Below are 15,565 nucleotides of genomic sequence, written 5' to 3'. Positions count from 1 at the left end.
GCCGAGCCTAGCCCGCGCCTAGCCCGCACCGCGACCGGCCGTATACGCCCACCCGGACCACCGGTCGGCCCGGATCACGATCACCGGCCCGCGCGGCGGATCAGCCTCGTACTGCGGGTACTTCGCCGCCAGCAGCTCGACCGCCGCCGGATCCTCGCCCACGACCCGCGCCGAACCGTCCACCCGAACCCACCACAGATGCGTCCAGTCCTCGTCGTACTCGTCCACGAGCAGCGCGACCTCTGCGTGTACGGCGATGTTTCGCAGCCGTTTCAGCGCGGTCGTCGACTTCGGCTTCTGATCGACCGCGACGAACAACGAGTCGCCGTGGACGGCGTACGTCACCGGGACGAGGTGCGGCCGCAGCTCCGCGTCGACAGTCGCCAGCCGGCCGACCCGGCCCGCCGCGACCCGCGCCCTGCACACCGCCTCGTCCAACCGCACCCCACGACCCCCAGCCGGCGTCAGCGTTGGAGGTGACGGAGCGCGGCGGCCGGGAACTTCCGGGTGAGCGGGCCGAGCAGCGAGGCGTCGCGCAGGGCGGTCCGGGCCGCGAGGTGACCGCAGGCGCCGTGGACGCCGCCGCCCGGGTGGATCGCCGAGCTGCCGAGGTACAGGCCGTCGACGAAGGTCCGCGCGCTGCCGAGCCCGATCGTCGGCCGGAACACGAGCTGCTGGTGCAGCTGCATCGTGCCGCCGCCGAGCGCCCCGAACCCGAGCGCGGCGTTCCCCGCTTCCAGCGCGGACGGCCGCTGCAGGTCCCGCCCGACGACGAGGTCACCGAACCCGGGAGCGAACCGCTCGATCGCGCGCTCCATCCGCCCGGCCAGCTTCTCCGCGGACGCGTCGTCGGAGATCCCGCGCGGCAGGTGCGCGTACGCCCAGACCGCCTCGGTGCCGACCGGTGAGCGGGACGGGTCCGCCTTCGTGGTCTGCCCGATCAGCAGGAACGGCTGCGACGGCACCCGCCCGGTGTCCAGGTCCGCGGACAGGTGCACCAGGTCGTCCGCCGTACCGCCGAGGTGGACGACGCCGGCCGAGCGCGCCTCGACTGCCTTCCACGGGATCGGCCCGCTGAGCCGGAAGTTCAGCTTGACGGTCGGGTAGTCCCACTCGAACCGCTCGTCCAGGTCCCGCCGCAGGCCGCCCGGAACGAGAGCCTCCGGCAACAACTCGCCGTAGAGCACCGGCGCGGACGTGTCCGCGATCACCGCCCGCTCGACGGTCACGATCTCGCCGGAGGCGGTCCGTACGGCGGTGGCGCGACCGCCGGCGACGTCCACGCCGACGACCGGCATATCCGCCACGAGCAACGCCCCGGCCCGCTCGGCCCGTCGTACGAGCGCGCCCGAGAACGCGGACGAGCCGCCGGTCGCGACCGGGTACCCGACGTCCTGCGCCATCATCGCGAGCAGCCAGCCCATCGTGCCGCTGACGCTGCCGGACAGCGGGGCGTCCGCGTGCAGCGCGTTGCCGGCGATGATCGCGGGACCGTGGCGGCCGGCGAACAGCTCGTGGCCCATCCGGTGCATCGGCATCGCCATGAACCGCGCGAACCGCAGCAGCTCCCCCGCCGAGCCGAGCTTGCGGGCGAGCCTCAGCCCCGGGCCGACCGGCGGCCAGGTGGTGAGCAGCGCGTTCAGCAGCGGCTCGCGGACCGACACGTACTGCTGGTACAGCCGCAGCCAGGCGTCACCGTCGCCGGGGTGTTCCGCCCCGAGCGACTTCGCGGTGTCCTCTGGGTCCGGGTGGATCGCGGCCGCAGCGCCTTCCTCGTCGAGCAGGTGCACCAGCGGGAGCGGCGCGTGCGACCACTGCAGCCCGAACTTCTCCAGCTCCAGCGCCCGGATCACCGGCGACGCGACACCCAGCGGGTAGTTCGAACTGAAACGATCGCTGATCCAGCCGCCGTCCTCGGTCGACTGCACGGCGCCGCCGAACGTACCGGCGGCCTCCAGCACCAGGACGTCCCAGCCCGCGTCGGCAAGCGTGATCGCGCTCACCAGCCCGTTCGGCCCGGAACCGATGACGACGGCATCAACACTGCGCGGCAGCATGCCTACGACCTTAGCTCTGCTTGGCGGCGATCTCGTGCATCAGGGCGGTGACCTCGCGGGCGCGCCCGATCATCGCCGGATCGACCATCCGGCCGTCGGGCAGCACCAAGACGCCGCCGTTCGCGACGTCGGCCTTCTCCACGGCCTCCAGCAGTTCCTGCGCGGCGGCGACCTGCTCAGGTGCGGGCGTGAACGCTGCCACGATGGTCGCCAGCTGCCGCGGGTGGATCGCCGTACGGCCGACGAAGCCGAGCGCCCGGCCCGCCTCCGAGGTCACCCGCAGCCCGTCCAGGTCGTTGACGTTCGGGTAGACGGACATCATCGGGGCGCCGAGGCCGGCGGCGCGGGAGGCGGAGACGAGCCGCGCGCGCGACCAGGCGAGCCCCGCCGGGCCGTCGACACCCAGAGCACTGGAGAGGTCCGCTTCGCCGAGGGCGACGGCCACCACCCGTGGATCGGCGGTCGCGATCTCGAAGGCGCGCTCCACCCCGAGCGGCGACTCGATCAGCGCCGTGATCCTTGCCGTCGGCACCTTTTCCAGTACGGCGTGCACGTCGGCCGCGCTCTCCACCTTCGGCACCCGCAGCCGGACCGACGGTACGGCGGAGATCGCGGCCAGGTCGTCCGCGATCCACGGCGAGTGCAACGCGTTCACCCGGATCTCCACCGGCCGCGAAGCGTTCGCCGCCACCCACGCGACCGCCCAGCCGCGGGCGTCTGCCTTGTCGGCGACCGGTACCGCGTCCTCCAGGTCGAACACCACCAGATCAGGCCCGGCGGCCACGCCCTTCGCGAACCGGTCCGGCCGGTTGGCCGGCACGTACAACGCGGTCAACACCCGAACTCCCCCTCTCAACCGTTGGCTGGCTTGCGTCCGAGATGCCGGGTTCGCGCCCCGGATCGCGGGCGCAAACCCGGCGTCTCGGACGCCCACCCGCCAGATGCGGGCCTCACACGACTCCGGCGGCCCGCAGTGCCGCGAGCTGGTCGGGCGTGACGCCGATCGCGGCGAGCACCTCGTCGGTGTTCGCGCCGTGCGGGCGCCCGGCCCACTTGATCTCCCCCGGCGACTCGGACAGCCGGAACAACACGTTCTGCATCTCGACCGGTCCGCCGAGCTCGTCGTCGTCGACGCTGACGATCGTGCCGAGCGCGGCGTACTGCGGATCGCTCACGATGCCGCGGATGTCGTGCACCGGCCCGACCGCGGCCTCGGCCTTCTCGAACTCGGCCATCACGACCTCCAACGGCCGCGCCGCGATCCACGACCCGACCGCATCGTCCAGTTCGTCGGCGTGCTGCGCGCGCTCCCGCCCGGTCGCGAACCACGGCTGCGCGACCAGGTCCGCGCGCCCGACCAGCGTCACGACCCGCTCGGCGATGCTCTGCGAACTCGTCGACACCGCGACCCACCGGCCGTCCGCGGTGCGGTACACGTTCCGCGGCGCGTTGTTCGACGACCGGTTCCCGAGCCGCGGCTGCACGTACCCGGTCTGCTGGTACGCCGTGATGCCGCCGCCGAGCATCATCAGGATCGGCTCGATGATCGCCATGTCGATCACCTGCCCCGCCCCGGACCGGTCCCGCTCCCGGAGCGCGACCAGGACCGCGTACGCCGTGGCGAGCGCGGTGATCCCGTCCGCGAGCCCGAACGGCGGCAGCGTCGGCGGACCGTCCGGCTCACCGGTGACCGCGGCGAACCCGCTCATCGCCTCGGCCAGCGACCCGAACCCGGGCCGCCGCGACCACGGACCGACCTGCCCGAACGCCGTCACCCGCGCGATCACCAGCCGCGGGTTGGCCTCCAGCAGTACGTCGGGTCCAAGCCCCCAGCGCTCCAGCGTCCCGGGCCGGAAGTTCTCGACCAGGACATCATTCTGCTGAACCAACGACAGGAACACGTGCCGGCCACGTGACAGGTCCAGCGTCGCGAGCCGCTTGTTCCGGCCGAGGGTCTTGAACCACAGCCCGACGCCGTCCTTCGACGCGCCGTGGGTCCGCGCGGCGTCGGGCCGGGAGGGGTGCTCGATCTTCGTGACGTCGGCGCCGAAGTCGCCGAGGAAGGTCGCCGCCAGCGGTCCCGCGAACAGCGTCGCCGCCTCCAGCACCTTCACACCGTCGAGAGCAGCAGGTCTCATCCCGCGCACCGGAAGCCGATGTTCGCCGAGCGGTTCAGCCCGCCGCCGGTGAGCACCAGCTTGAAGCTGACCTCGGGCTCCTGCGGCCCGCCGTCGGCGTACCAGTCCGAGCCTTCGGCACGGTAGTGCGAACCGCCCTTGAGGATGCAGAACCGGCTGCGCCCGTCGCGGTACTCGCTCTCGGTCAGGTTCCACACCAGCGGCTCCAGGCGGGTAAACCCGTCGGATCCGGCCGCGACCTGCCACTCGTCCTCGGTGGGCAGCCGGCCGCCGCGCCAAACGGCGTACGCCCGCGCGTCCGGCAGCTCGACGTACGTCACCGGCTCGTCCTCGGTCCCCGGCTCAGGCGCGCCGTCGACCCAGTGCTCGAGGAACCGGTTCGCCACCAGGGGCCGATAACCGGTCGCCTTCAAGAACTCGAAGTACTGAGCGTTCGTCACTTCGGCCACGGCCACCGAGATCCCCGGCAGCGAGACCTCGCGGGTCACGGTCTGCAGGTCGTGCAGGCGGGGCGGGAGCGGCTTCCACTCCTCCACGTACGGCGCGGTGTCGTACAGCCCGGTCTCCCGCCGCCGATGCTTCACCGTCAGCTTCCGATCCCCCGCCGGCACCTCGACCGCCGCACCGATCGACGCGTCACCAGCCACCGACGGTACGGCGACCAGCGCGGCCGGCCGCATCGGGAACGCGGACTCGGCGACATGCGCCCGCGGCAACGTCCCCAGCTTCCGCGCGGTCGCCCGGCAGGAGGCGCCGGCGGTCGCGCCGACCCGGACGATCCCGGCCACACCACGCCCCGGTACGACGAGGTGTACGCCGTCGTCGTCCGCGGTGATCGGTACGCCGGAGGTCACGTCGTACCAGTCCCCGACCTGGTCCTCCGAGCGCAGCACGATGCCCTCGAAGTCGTCCTCGTCGCGGTTGATCAACGTCCAGAAGGTGATGTCCGCGAGGTCGAACCGGGACCCGTAGACGCCGTGCGCACGGGCCTTGTCCGGGATCTCCGGGGTGAGCTGGATCCAGTCGCCGTCGATCAGCACCGGCGCGAACGCGCGCTGCGCGGCGACCATCCGGCGCAGCGTCGCGCGGTCCCGGGCGTTCCAGCCGACCCAGGCCGAGAACACCGACTCCCAGACCAGCATGCCGACGCCGTTCACCCAGGCGGACTGCAGTTCGTCGCTGTGGTCGCGGTTCCAACGGCGGGTGTGGTGCATCATGTGCCGGCGCTCGAACAGGTGCGCGCGCAGTACGCCGGGCGCGTGCGTGTCGGCGAACCACTGCGCCCAGGACAGCGCGTGGTCACCGATCCTTGCCAGCGGCAACCGTGACTCGCCCTCCAGCGCGATCGCCGGGTTCGCCGCCCGGAGCGCCCGGGCGAACGCCGGGTCGCCCTCCTTCAGGGTGTCCAGGAACACGCCGTCAACGTTGTAGTCGCTGACCAGCGCGGCGAACTCGTCCGCGTCCGACCGGGCCGCCCGGCGGGTGCCGACGTCCCACGGGTTGTAGTCGAAGAACACCTTGAGGCCGAGCTCGTGCAGGTCGTCGACCAGCTCCCGCAGCCCGGGTACGTCGCGGTAGAAGTCGAACTGGTTGCGGTCGTCGATCCCGATCACCGGGTACGCGTGCCAGAGCACGATCGCGTCGTGCCCGCCGAACTCCGCGGCCGCGTGCTCGACGAACTTCCGGGGCGTGAACTTCCCGGCCTCCACGTCGTACAGCAGGTCGTCCCAGAGCCAGACGAGCGCCACCGAGTACGCCGTCTGGGTCCACTCGCGACCGGGTTCGGTGTAGTGCGAGCCGTCGTACCGGGTCCGCTCGAGGGCACCGGCCTTCCACTCGGCGAGCGTGGCGCGCCAGCGCGGCAGCTCGGCCGGGTCCTGCGGCGCGCCGATGATCTTGGCGTCGTCCAGCAGGGACACGTCGGCCGCCGGCTCCACCAGGGTCGGTAGATCGATCGGCCGCGGTTCGAGCGGGTTCACAGGTATACCTCCGCATAACGCGCGTCGATTGCATCCCCGTGAGGCACCGAGGGAATGGCCCCCGCAGCCTGAACACTTAATGAAGCAGCAACGTTAGCGCGTCGGACCGCGTTCGTCAGGTCGCTTGTCGTGACCGAGTCGTTAGCTGACGCGGCAGCCAAAGCACCTGCCAGTACGCCGCAGAACGTGTCGCCGGCGGCCGTGGTGTCAACCACCTCGACAGGTACGCCGGGAACCGCGATCTCCTCGACGTCGCGGGTGAGGATCACCGCGCCCGCCCCGCCCAGCGTGACCACCGCGGCCGGCACCTTCCGGAGCAGCGCGGACCGGTCCGGCCCGGCGATCGCCTCGGCCTCGGTCTCGTTCACCACCAGCAGGTCGACCTCGGCGAGCAGCTCGTCGGACAGCTCCGCCGCCGGCGCCGCGTTCAGGATGAAGTACGGCGCCGCCGCGGCCGCCGCCTGGACCGTGGCGAACGGGATCTCCAGCTGCGCGAGCACGACCTTCGCCTGTCCGATCGCGGCCAGCGCGGCACCGGACAGCGTCAGCTCGCCGTTCGCACCGGGCGCTACGACGATCGAGTTCTCGCCGCTCTCCTCGACGGTGATGATCGCCGTACCGGTCGGGGCCTTGCTCGTGGTCGCCAGCGCCAGGTCCACGCCGTCCAGCGCGTCCCGGAGCAGCGCGCCGCCCTCGTCGTCGCCGAGCGCGACCACCATCGCCGTACGGGCGCCGGCGCGCGCAGCCGCGACCGCCTGGTTCGCGCCCTTGCCGCCCGGGCCGCGGGTCATCAGCCCCGCGAGCACCGTCTCCCCCGGCCGCGGGATCCGCTGCACCGGCAGCACCAGGTCCACATTCGCACTACCCACAACTACTACCTCAGGCTCCACCCCGGGCCACCTCCACAGTCCGCCGCGCCAGCTCGTCGATCGCGATCTGGTTCATTCCGGGAAGGCTGGTGGCCACCCGGTTGTCCAGTGGTTCCGACCACTCTGCCGGAACCCCACGCGTGGCGCCAAAAACCGCGCCCACGGTGGCACCTGCCGAGTCGGTGTCCCAGCCGCCCATCACGGCGCGGCCGATCGCGGTCCCGAAATCCGGAGCCGTCAGCGCATAGGCGGTGAGTGCCGTGTTGTTCACCGCATGTACCCAATGCAGGTCGCCGTACTCCGCGTGCAACGCGTCCAGCGCTTCGTCGAGCCCCGCGTCGGCGAGCGTCAGCCCGAACCGGACCGCGCGGGCGATCGCGCCCCGCTCGTCCACCACCTCAAGTCCGGCGGTCGCCGCCGCGACCGGGTCGTCCAGCACCAGGGCCGCCGCCGACATCGCGGCCACCCAGAGTGCGCCGTCGACACCGGCACCGGTGTGGCTGAGCCGGGCGTCGACGAGCGCGAGCCGCGCGGCCGACGTACGGTCGCCGGGATGCGCCCAACCGTAGGCGTCGGTCCGGATCTGGGCGCCGATCCACTCCCGGAACGGGTTCCCGACGACCGCCGCGCGGGCCGGCTCGACGCCTTCCAGAAGGTTGCGGTAGGCAACACGTTCGGCGGTGAACACCCGGCCGGCCGGCAGGTCGCCGAGCCAGCTCTGGGCCACGTCCTCGGTCGTCATCCCGGGGCCGAAGCGCTCCATCATCAGCAGCGCGAGGATCGCGAAGTTGATGTCGTCGTCCTCGGGCATCCCGTCGATCACCTCGCGCAGGCTGGTCGGCTTCGACCGCCGGTTCCACGGCCAGCGCCGCTGGATCTCGTCCGGTACGCCGGCCGCGGTGATGTACCGCGTCAGCGGCCACTGGCCGGAGCTCTCCAGGATCTCCCGGATGCCCGCGCGCGGGATCTTCTCGACCGGCTTCCCGAGCAGGTTCCCGGCGCACCGTCCGAGCCACGCGTTCAGCGTCCGGGCCGCATCGGCCTGCCCTGGGAGCAGCGGCAGGTCCGGGATGGTGGGCTCACGCCAGTCCCCTGTCCGGGCGTCGAGCACCTCCAGCAGTTCCCGGGCCAGTGCCCGGACCGCGGGCGCGGCCGGCTCGGCGGACGCGCCGGAGACCGGGGCGTCCGTCGTACCGCCGACGGCCAGCCAGCGCGCCTGCACGTCCGTGACGTCGATCCCCTCGGACCGCGCCTGAACCAACTGGTGCGGCAGCAGATCCTCCGGCTGCACCCACGTCAATCTCATCGCGTCAACTTCTCCAGTACGTCGTTGCGCCGCGCCCACCGGTCCGCGTCAGCCGCCCGGATGTCCCGCGCCACCGCCGCCATCACCCGCCCGGGCGCGAGCAGATCCGTCTTGCTCGCCGCACCGATCTCCGTCACCCAATCCTGCGGCACCCCACTCACACCGTGGAGAGCCCCCGCGACGGCACCGGCCATCGACGCGATCGAGTCCGCGTCCCGCCCGTAGTTCGTGCCGCCCAGGACCGCCCGGCGTACGTCCCCCTCGGAGACGAGCACGAACCCGAGCGCCACCGGCAGCTCCTCGATCGCCTTCGTCCGGCTCGGCCGCCGAGCGTCCATCGACAGCTCGCGGTAGTTCGGCCCGACGGTGTCGTACGGCTCGATCGCCTTCCGCAGGACCGGGATCGCCTCCTCCCAGTCGGTGATCCCCTGGGCTGCTTCCGCGACCGCCTCGACGGCCCTCCGAGTGCCGTCCTTGGCCAGCCCGAGCGCGGCGTCCACGGCGGACGCCGGGGTCGCCCCCGGCGCCATCGCGGCGGCGACGGCGGCCGCGAACACGCCGGCCGCCTCCCGCCCGTAGCTCGACTGGTGCGCGCCCGCGACGTCCAGCGCCTCGGCGTACGCGCCCTCGGGATCGCCCGCGTTGGCGATCCCGACCGGCGCCATGTACATCGCGGCGCCGCAGTTCACGATGTTGCCGACGCCGGCCTCGCGCGGGTCCACGTGCCCGTAGTGCAGGCGGGCGACCAGCCACTTCTCGGCCAGGAACACCCGCTGCAGCAGCAACGCGTCCGCCTCGAGCTCCGGGACCCAGCGGGTCCCGTTCAGCATCTTCGGCACCAGCGACTCGGCGACCGCGTACGCGTCCAGGTGCGCCCGGCGCTCGTCGTACACCTCGACCAGCGCGTGCGTCATCAACGTGTCGTCGGTGATGTGCCCGTCGCCCTTGTGGTACGGCGCGATCGGGCGCGCGGTGCGCCAGTCGTCGTACCACGGGCCGACGATGCCGGTCACCCAGCCGCCGTGCCGCTCCCGGATCGCCTCCGGCGTCCAGCCCTCGACGGCGCCGCCGATCGCGTCACCGACCGCGGCCCCGGCGAGGACCCCTACTGCTTTCTCTTCAAGAAGAGACATCAGTTGTTGACCTGACCCCATCCGTCGCTCAGTTTCTTGCCCAACGCCTGCAGATCGGTCTTGTTCGCCAGGAACTCCTGGAACGCCGGCGTCGCGATCTGGTCCTTCCACTTCGGGTAGTTGTCCACGCTCTGGAACGGCGCCTTGGTCAGCTTGGTGCCGGAGGCAAGCGTCTGCTCCCAGCCGTTCTTGCCGCCGGTCGCCTTCTGGATCGCGTCCCGGGCCGCCTGCGTGCTCGGGATCAGCTGGTCGCCCTGGCCGACCGCGGCCAGGTTTTCGGCCTTCATGAAGTAGTCGATGAACTTCGCCGACTGCTCGACATGCTTGCCCTCGGCCGGCACCGACAGGGTCTGCGGGTTCGCGGCCTGCTTGGTGCTGGTGCCCTTCAGCGGCGGCAGCACCTCCCACTGGAAGCCCTTCGGCGCCTCGGCGAGGATCTGCTGCGCGACGTAGTTGCCGGCAACAATCATCCCGTACTTGCCGGCGTAGAAGCCGGGCAGTACGTCGGTACCGCCCTGGGTCAGCGACGTCGGGTCGATCGACTTGTCGTCGTAGGCCATCGCGTGGATCCGCTTCGGGACCTCGAGCTCCGCGTCGCCGACGACCGCCTTCGCGTCCTGGCCGCTGCCGTCGAAGTACTTCGCGTCGAAGTTCAGCCCGAGATTCAGCATCGTCGCGGTCGGGCTCTTCAGGCCCCAGCCGAGGCCGTACTTGCCGCCCGCGGTCAGCTTCTTCGCGTCCGCGGCCAGGTCGTCCCAGCTGAGCGAGTCACCGGTCGCGGTGATCCCGGCGGCCTTGAGCATCGCGGTGTTGCCGAACACGACGTACGACTGCAGCAGCGTCGGCGCGCCGTAGATCTTGCCGTCCTTGGAGGTGGTGTCCCAGACGCCCTGGGAGACCGCGTCCTTGGTCTCTTTGCTCAGGTACGGCGAGAGGTCCGCGAGGTAGCCCTGGTTGATGAAGCCGGTGATGTCGGCGGACTCGTCGTGGATGATGTCCGGCGCGGTCCCGCCCTGGAACTGGGTGACCAGCTGGTCATGCACCGAGTCCCAGCTGCCCTGGACGTACTCGACCTGGATGTTCGGGTTCGCGGCGTTCCAGTCGGCGACGATCTTCTTCGTCGCGGTGACCGTGGTCTTCTGGAAGGCGAGGCTCTGGAACTTGAGCGTCACCTTCTCGTTGGAGCTGCCCGAGCTGTTGTTGTCGCTGTTGCCCCCACACGCCGCGAGCGCCACCAGTGCACCCGCCGCGAACAACGCGGTCATGACCTTCTTCATTACCTCTCCTAACCTTTCACTGCGCCGCTCAGCAGGCCGGACGTCAGCCGGCGCTGCAGGAAGGCGAAGAACACGAGACTTGGCACGGTCGCCAGAACAGAGGCGGCGGCGAGCGGGCCGAACTGCACCTGGCCCTCGGCACCGACGAAGCGGGCGAGTACCAGCGGAAGCGTCTTGAGCTGCGGATCCTGCAGCAGCACCAGGGCGAAGAAGAACTCGTTCCACGCCGAGATGAAGGTGAACATCGCGGTCGCGATCAGCCCCGGCCGCAGCAGCGGCATCACGATCGACACGATCGTCCGGAGTCGTGACGCGCCGTCCACCGACGCGGCCTCTTCCAGCTCACGCGGTACGGCGGCGACGTACCCCTGCAGCATCCACAGCGCGAACGGGAGCGACCAGACCATGTACACGATCACCACGCCGGGGATCGTGTTGGTCAGGTGCAGCGGGCGCAGGATCATGAACAGCGGGATCACGATCAGGATCACCGGGAACACCTGGCTGACCAGGATCCAGCCGTTGGTCAGCGGCCGCAGCCGGCTGCGGAAGCGGGCCAGCGCGTACGACACCGGGAGCGCGACGATCAGCACCAGGATCGTGCTGTAGATCGAGATCTGCAGGCTGTTGCCGAGACCGCGGACCAGGCCTTGTTCGCTGAGCGCGTCGGAGTAGTTCGAGAAGTTGACGTGCTTCGGCAGGATCGACGGCGTGATGCTGGCGAACTCCTGCGGCGACTTCAGCGAGCTCGAGATCAGCCAGAGCAGCGGGAAGCCGAGGAAGGCCAGATACACCAGGACGGCAAGGTATTGGAGAGCGCGGGTCGCCGGTCGGGTTCTCATGCTTCGCTCCGCAGACGGTTCCGCAGGTAGAAGAACAGGAACAGGATGATGATGACTACCATCACGTCACCCATCGCGGCGGCCATCCCGAAGTTGCCGTAGCGGAAGGCCTCGTTGTACGCGAACAGCATCGGCAGCATCGTCTTGCCGCCCGGGCCGCCGGCCGTCAGCACGTACACCAGGCCGAACGAGTTGAAGTTCCAGATCATGTCCAGGCTGGTGATCGCGACGATCACGGTCTTCAGCTGCGGGAGCGTGATGTTCCAGAACTGGCTCCACGCACCGGCGCCGTCGACCGCGGCCGCCTCGTACAGCGTGCGGTCGATGCCCTGCAGTCCGGCGAGCAGCGTCACCGTGGTCATCGGCATCCCGACCCAGATCCCGACCACGATCACCGCCGGCAGCGCCGTACTGAAGTCGCCGAGGAAGTTGATCGGGTGGTCGGTGAGGTGCAGCCGCTGCAGGATCTCGTTGACCGGGCCGTTCGTCGGGTGCAGCAGCAGCCGCCACATGATCGCGACCACCACCGGCGGCATCGCCCAGGGGATCAGCGCGAGGGTCCGGGCGACACCGCGGAACTTGAGATCGGTGTTCAGCAGCAACGCCAGGCCGAGCGCGGCGACGAACTGCAGGATCGTCACCGACAGCGTCCAGATCACGCCGATCCGGAACGAGTCCCAGAACAGGTTGTTGTGCAGCAGCTTGCTGAAGTTCTCGAAGCCGACGAAGTTCGTCTGCACGTGCAGGCCGGCGCGGGCGTCGGTGAAGCCGAGCGCGATACCGCGGATCAGCGGGTAGACGCTGAGGATCAGCACCGGGAGCAGCGCGGGCAGGAAGAGCAGGATCGCTTCCCTGTTCTGCTTGGGCTTTCCGGCCTTCCTCTTCACCGGCGCCGGCGCGGTCAACACCGTCACGGGGTGGACCTCCTGATACTCAGCGACGGCTGTACGACGATCCGCCGCGGCGCCCGGTCGTTGTCGTCGATCCTTGCCAACAGCAACTCTGCGGCCCGCCGCCCACGTTCGGCGGAGCCCAGGTTCACACTCGTCAACGGCGGGAAGCTCTGCTCGGCCAGCTCGCTGTCGTCCATCCCCACCACGGCAACATCGCTCGGTACGTCGAGCCCGGCCGCCGCCAGCTCGTGCATCAACCCCACCGCGAGCAGATCGTTCGCACACACCACCGCATCAGGCTTTGACTGCAACACCTCGGCCCCGACCGCTCGACCGGCTGCGAAGGTGAAGTCGCGGGCCTCGACAGCCGTGACCGGCTCGAGGTTGTGGGCTTTCAGCGCTTCGGCGAAGCCCTTCGCGCGCGCCGCTCCGGGGACGGTGTCGGCTGGTCCGTTCAGGAAAGCTATGCGGGTACGGCCGCGAGCGACCAGGTGGTCCACCGCGAGCAGCATGCCCTTCGGGGAGTTCGCGCGGACCGTGTCCACGCCCGCCTTGGACGGCACGCTACCGGCGACCACCACGGGCACCTCGCACTCGCGGATCGCCTTCACGAGGGCCTCGTCGACGCGGATCGGGCTGATCAGCAGGCCGTCGGCGTACCCGCGCGCCATCCCCTGCACGAGTGCGACCTCGTCCACGACCTCCGGACCGGTCGTCGTCACCACCAGCCGGTACCCGGCGGCGGACACGACCTCCTCGACCGCGCGCATCATCGTCACATAGACCGGGTTGCCGACGTCCGCAACGGCCAGCGTCAGCTGGAACGTCCGCCCGACCTTCAGCGAGCGCGCCCGCGCGTCCGGTACGTACCCGAGCTCGGCGACGGCGTGCCGGACCCGCTCGGTCATCTCCTCGGTGGCCGGCAGCCCGTTCAGCACACGCGACACCGACGCCACCGAGACCCCGGCCGCGCGGGCCACCCCCGCGATCGTCGGACGACTCACGCCGGCCTCCTGTAATCGTTCTTGTAATCGTTTACAGGCCAGACAGTAGGACGCGGCCGCAAACCCCGTCAACCTCGCGTAGGTCACATCGGCCGGGCGAAACCGTACCGTGACACACGAGAACCCACCGAGGAACTCTCGGTGGGTTCTCGCTCGCCGAGCGTCAGCAGCGGGCGGTCAGCTGCGGGTTCGGCAGGACCGGACTCGTCAGCGTCCCGCCGAACCGCGCGAGGTCCGGCGTACCGTACTGCGCGGTCTTGCCGAAGTCCTGCGCCGTCCGGTGCTTGATCACGTTGCCGAAGTTCCACGTACACAGGCTCGACCCGAGCGACGACCGCCCGAGACTCCAGAACGGGTAGAACGCCGCGCCCTGCGGAGTCGCCGTACAGCCGGCTCCGGTCTGCGTGTTGCAGAGGATCTCCGAGGCCGCCACGTTGGTCTCGAACTGCACCGACGGATACGTGTGCCCGCCGCCGGTGAACGGCCCGAGATACTCGAACGAGGTCGGGTGACCGGAACTCCCGTCCGGCCAGTCGGCCTGGTACGAGGACCCGTCGAAGTCGAGGTCGCCGTTCTGGAACACGTTCTCCTGGCAGCCTGCGATCGGCCACCGTTCGACCACCGCCTTGCCGTTCACGATCGTGGTGCGCGGGCCCGCGATCATGCAGTTCGCGCCGGAGAACTCGCAGTTCACGCCGCTCGCCGAATCGTTGGTCGGGCAGGCCGCACCGGTCTCGGTGGTCGCGTTCTGGCAGATCCCGGTCGCCGGGTTGCACGGGCCCTCACCGGAACCGTTGCCCTCGGCACCTCCGTTGCAGACCTGGTACACGTTCGGGTCCGAGAAGCTCTGACCGTTCGGGAACGTCGAGTTCACCGGCAGCGCACTCGACACGCTCGAGCACGCCTCGAAGTGACCGAGCTCGTCCTGCATCAGCACGCCGCCCTCGAGAGCCGCCCACGGCACCTGGTTCTGCTGCTGGGCGCTGCTGAACTCCGGGTGGAAGTCGAACGGCGTCCCGGTGCAGTCGGCGATGTTCGTGTTCATGAACCCGTTCGCCGCGGACGCCACGATCGATCCGCTGCGCCCGGTACTGAGATCGTTGACCTCGGCAAGTAGGCCGTGCGCGGTGTCGCGCATCACCACCCGCAGTACGTCGCCCTGCCGCATCTTCAGGGTCTTGTTGTTCGGCGTCAGCGTCGACACGTCGGTGAGCTGCGGACTCGGCGGACCGGACGGCACCCCATCGGTCTGCAGGTACGAGAAGTTCACCGGCTCGATGCAGTTGTTGTTGCAGGTCGCGAAGCCGAACGTACAACTCAGGCTGTCGATCGTCAGCGCCGCGCACCACTGGCTCGCGTCACAGCTCGGCCCGTCGATGAACGGCCCGAACCCCGGCGGGTAGAACTGCAGCTCCATGAACGCGGAGCCGGCGCCGTTCGGGTCGTTGGTCGCGGAACTGTTGCTGTCGCTGTTCGGCGTGCACGGGTTCTGCGGGTACGACTTCGCGTCGCACAACGGCAGTCCGAACCAGGGCGCCGGGCTGAGCTCGGCGTACTTGCTGACCTTGCCGCTGGTCACGGTCGGCTTCGCGTTCGGGTCCTTGGCCAGCTTCATGAAGTAGCTGATGTCGTTCGCGCTGCCCGGCCGGCTGGAGATGAACTTCACCGACGGCTCGTCGTGCCCGATGTAGTGCTCGTTGTCCTCGAACCGCCACGGGACACCGAACTTATCGACCGTGACCGGGTCCGTACACAGCCCGCCGAGCCCGTTCTTGACGGTCTTGTACATCGGGCTGAACCCGTTGCAGTCCATCATTCCCGTTGCGTTCGGCTTGACCGTGGTCGGCACCACGGCCGTTGCCTGCCACCCCAGAACCGGCATCATCGCGATCGCGAGTGTGATGACCGCGGCCCCTATACCCCAGCGACTTCTCCACCGATCACTGAATCTGCGCATCGGCGTGCCTCCACCCCGCAGCAGGGGCCCAGGCTGGGCCGGCGACGGCTCAGGGCCCCCCTAGGTGGACCGCCGTCGGTGCAACAAGCCAGGCTTATTCCTCGTGATCA

The 15,565-nt window shown here is 70.2% G+C and carries 13 protein-coding genes; all 13 read right to left on the bottom strand.

Annotated elements, in window-relative coordinates; all coding sequences use genetic code 11:
* Nucleotides 1-18: 18 nt before the first annotated feature.
* Nucleotides 19-444 (bottom strand): TIGR03668 family PPOX class F420-dependent oxidoreductase, encoded by a 426-nt coding sequence (locus ACXJJ3_RS37650; RefSeq protein WP_458166713.1) that lies wholly within the window; start codon nt 442-444, stop codon nt 19-21.
* Between the two features lie 20 nt (nt 445-464).
* The gene (locus tag ACXJJ3_RS37645) at nt 465-2,057 is read right to left on the bottom strand and encodes a phytoene desaturase family protein (RefSeq protein WP_458166712.1); all 1,593 of its coding nucleotides are present in this window, start codon (nt 2,055-2,057) and stop codon (nt 465-467) included.
* 10 nt (nt 2,058-2,067) lie between these two features.
* On the bottom strand, nt 2,068-2,895 hold the full coding sequence (locus ACXJJ3_RS37640) for an HpcH/HpaI aldolase/citrate lyase family protein (RefSeq protein WP_458166711.1): 828 nt from the start codon (nt 2,893-2,895) through the stop codon (nt 2,068-2,070).
* A gap of 112 nt (nt 2,896-3,007) precedes the next feature.
* The gene (locus ACXJJ3_RS37635) at nt 3,008-4,195 is read right to left on the bottom strand and encodes a CaiB/BaiF CoA transferase family protein (protein ID WP_458166709.1); all 1,188 of its coding nucleotides are present in this window, start codon (nt 4,193-4,195) and stop codon (nt 3,008-3,010) included.
* Nucleotides 4,192-6,174, bottom strand: a complete 1,983-nt coding sequence (locus ACXJJ3_RS37630; RefSeq protein ID WP_458166708.1) for an SUMF1/EgtB/PvdO family nonheme iron enzyme — start codon at nt 6,172-6,174, stop codon at nt 4,192-4,194. Before ACXJJ3_RS37630 ends, ACXJJ3_RS37635 begins: the two co-directional genes overlap by 4 nt.
* Nucleotides 6,171-7,043, bottom strand: a complete 873-nt coding sequence (locus ACXJJ3_RS37625) for a ribokinase (protein ID WP_458166707.1) — start codon at nt 7,041-7,043, stop codon at nt 6,171-6,173. The genes ACXJJ3_RS37630 and ACXJJ3_RS37625 overlap by 4 nt, the downstream gene beginning before the upstream one ends.
* 10 nt (nt 7,044-7,053) lie before the next feature.
* Nucleotides 7,054-8,349, bottom strand: a complete 1,296-nt coding sequence (locus tag ACXJJ3_RS37620; protein WP_458166706.1) for an ADP-ribosylglycohydrolase family protein — start codon at nt 8,347-8,349, stop codon at nt 7,054-7,056.
* The gene (locus ACXJJ3_RS37615; RefSeq protein ID WP_458166705.1) at nt 8,346-9,482 is read right to left on the bottom strand and encodes an ADP-ribosylglycohydrolase family protein; all 1,137 of its coding nucleotides are present in this window, start codon (nt 9,480-9,482) and stop codon (nt 8,346-8,348) included. The genes ACXJJ3_RS37620 and ACXJJ3_RS37615 overlap by 4 nt, the downstream gene beginning before the upstream one ends.
* Complete coding sequence (locus ACXJJ3_RS37610; protein WP_458166704.1) at nt 9,482-10,759, bottom strand: ABC transporter substrate-binding protein; 1,278 nt, start codon at nt 10,757-10,759, stop codon at nt 9,482-9,484. The genes ACXJJ3_RS37615 and ACXJJ3_RS37610 overlap by 1 nt, the downstream gene beginning before the upstream one ends.
* A gap of 8 nt (nt 10,760-10,767) precedes the next feature.
* Complete coding sequence (locus ACXJJ3_RS37605) at nt 10,768-11,601, bottom strand: carbohydrate ABC transporter permease (RefSeq protein WP_458166703.1); 834 nt, start codon at nt 11,599-11,601, stop codon at nt 10,768-10,770.
* Nucleotides 11,598-12,515, bottom strand: a complete 918-nt coding sequence (locus ACXJJ3_RS37600; RefSeq protein WP_458166701.1) for a carbohydrate ABC transporter permease — start codon at nt 12,513-12,515, stop codon at nt 11,598-11,600. Before ACXJJ3_RS37600 ends, ACXJJ3_RS37605 begins: the two co-directional genes overlap by 4 nt.
* Complete coding sequence (locus ACXJJ3_RS37595; RefSeq protein ID WP_458166699.1) at nt 12,512-13,498, bottom strand: LacI family DNA-binding transcriptional regulator; 987 nt, start codon at nt 13,496-13,498, stop codon at nt 12,512-12,514. The genes ACXJJ3_RS37600 and ACXJJ3_RS37595 overlap by 4 nt, the downstream gene beginning before the upstream one ends.
* Before the next feature lie 163 nt (nt 13,499-13,661).
* On the bottom strand, nt 13,662-15,383 hold the full coding sequence (locus ACXJJ3_RS37590; RefSeq protein ID WP_458166698.1) for a hypothetical protein: 1,722 nt from the start codon (nt 15,381-15,383) through the stop codon (nt 13,662-13,664).
* Nucleotides 15,384-15,565 lie beyond the last annotated feature (182 nt).

This window comes from Kribbella sp. WER1 (genome assembly GCF_054189145.1).
Note: the sequence above shows the minus strand (reverse complement) of the source record. Positions and strands in the feature narration are given on the sequence as shown.

Bases quoted from the DNA above. Each gene is read 5' to 3' on its own strand.
- ACXJJ3_RS37605 (WP_458166703.1), bottom strand. From the start codon at position 11,601: ATGAGAACCCGACCGGCGACCCGCGCTCTCCAATACCTTGCCGTCCTG.
- ACXJJ3_RS37615 (WP_458166705.1), bottom strand. From the start codon at position 9,482: ATGTCTCTTCTTGAAGAGAAAGCAGTAGGGGTCCTCGCCGGGGCCGCG.
- ACXJJ3_RS37635 (WP_458166709.1), bottom strand. From the start codon at position 4,195: ATGAGACCTGCTGCTCTCGACGGTGTGAAGGTGCTGGAGGCGGCGACG.
- ACXJJ3_RS37620 (WP_458166706.1), bottom strand. From the start codon at position 8,349: ATGAGATTGACGTGGGTGCAGCCGGAGGATCTGCTGCCGCACCAGTTG.
- ACXJJ3_RS37590 (WP_458166698.1), bottom strand. From the start codon at position 15,383: ATGATGCCGGTTCTGGGGTGGCAGGCAACGGCCGTGGTGCCGACCACG.
- ACXJJ3_RS37610 (WP_458166704.1), bottom strand. From the start codon at position 10,759: ATGAAGAAGGTCATGACCGCGTTGTTCGCGGCGGGTGCACTGGTGGCG.
- ACXJJ3_RS37645 (WP_458166712.1), bottom strand. From the start codon at position 2,057: ATGCTGCCGCGCAGTGTTGATGCCGTCGTCATCGGTTCCGGGCCGAAC.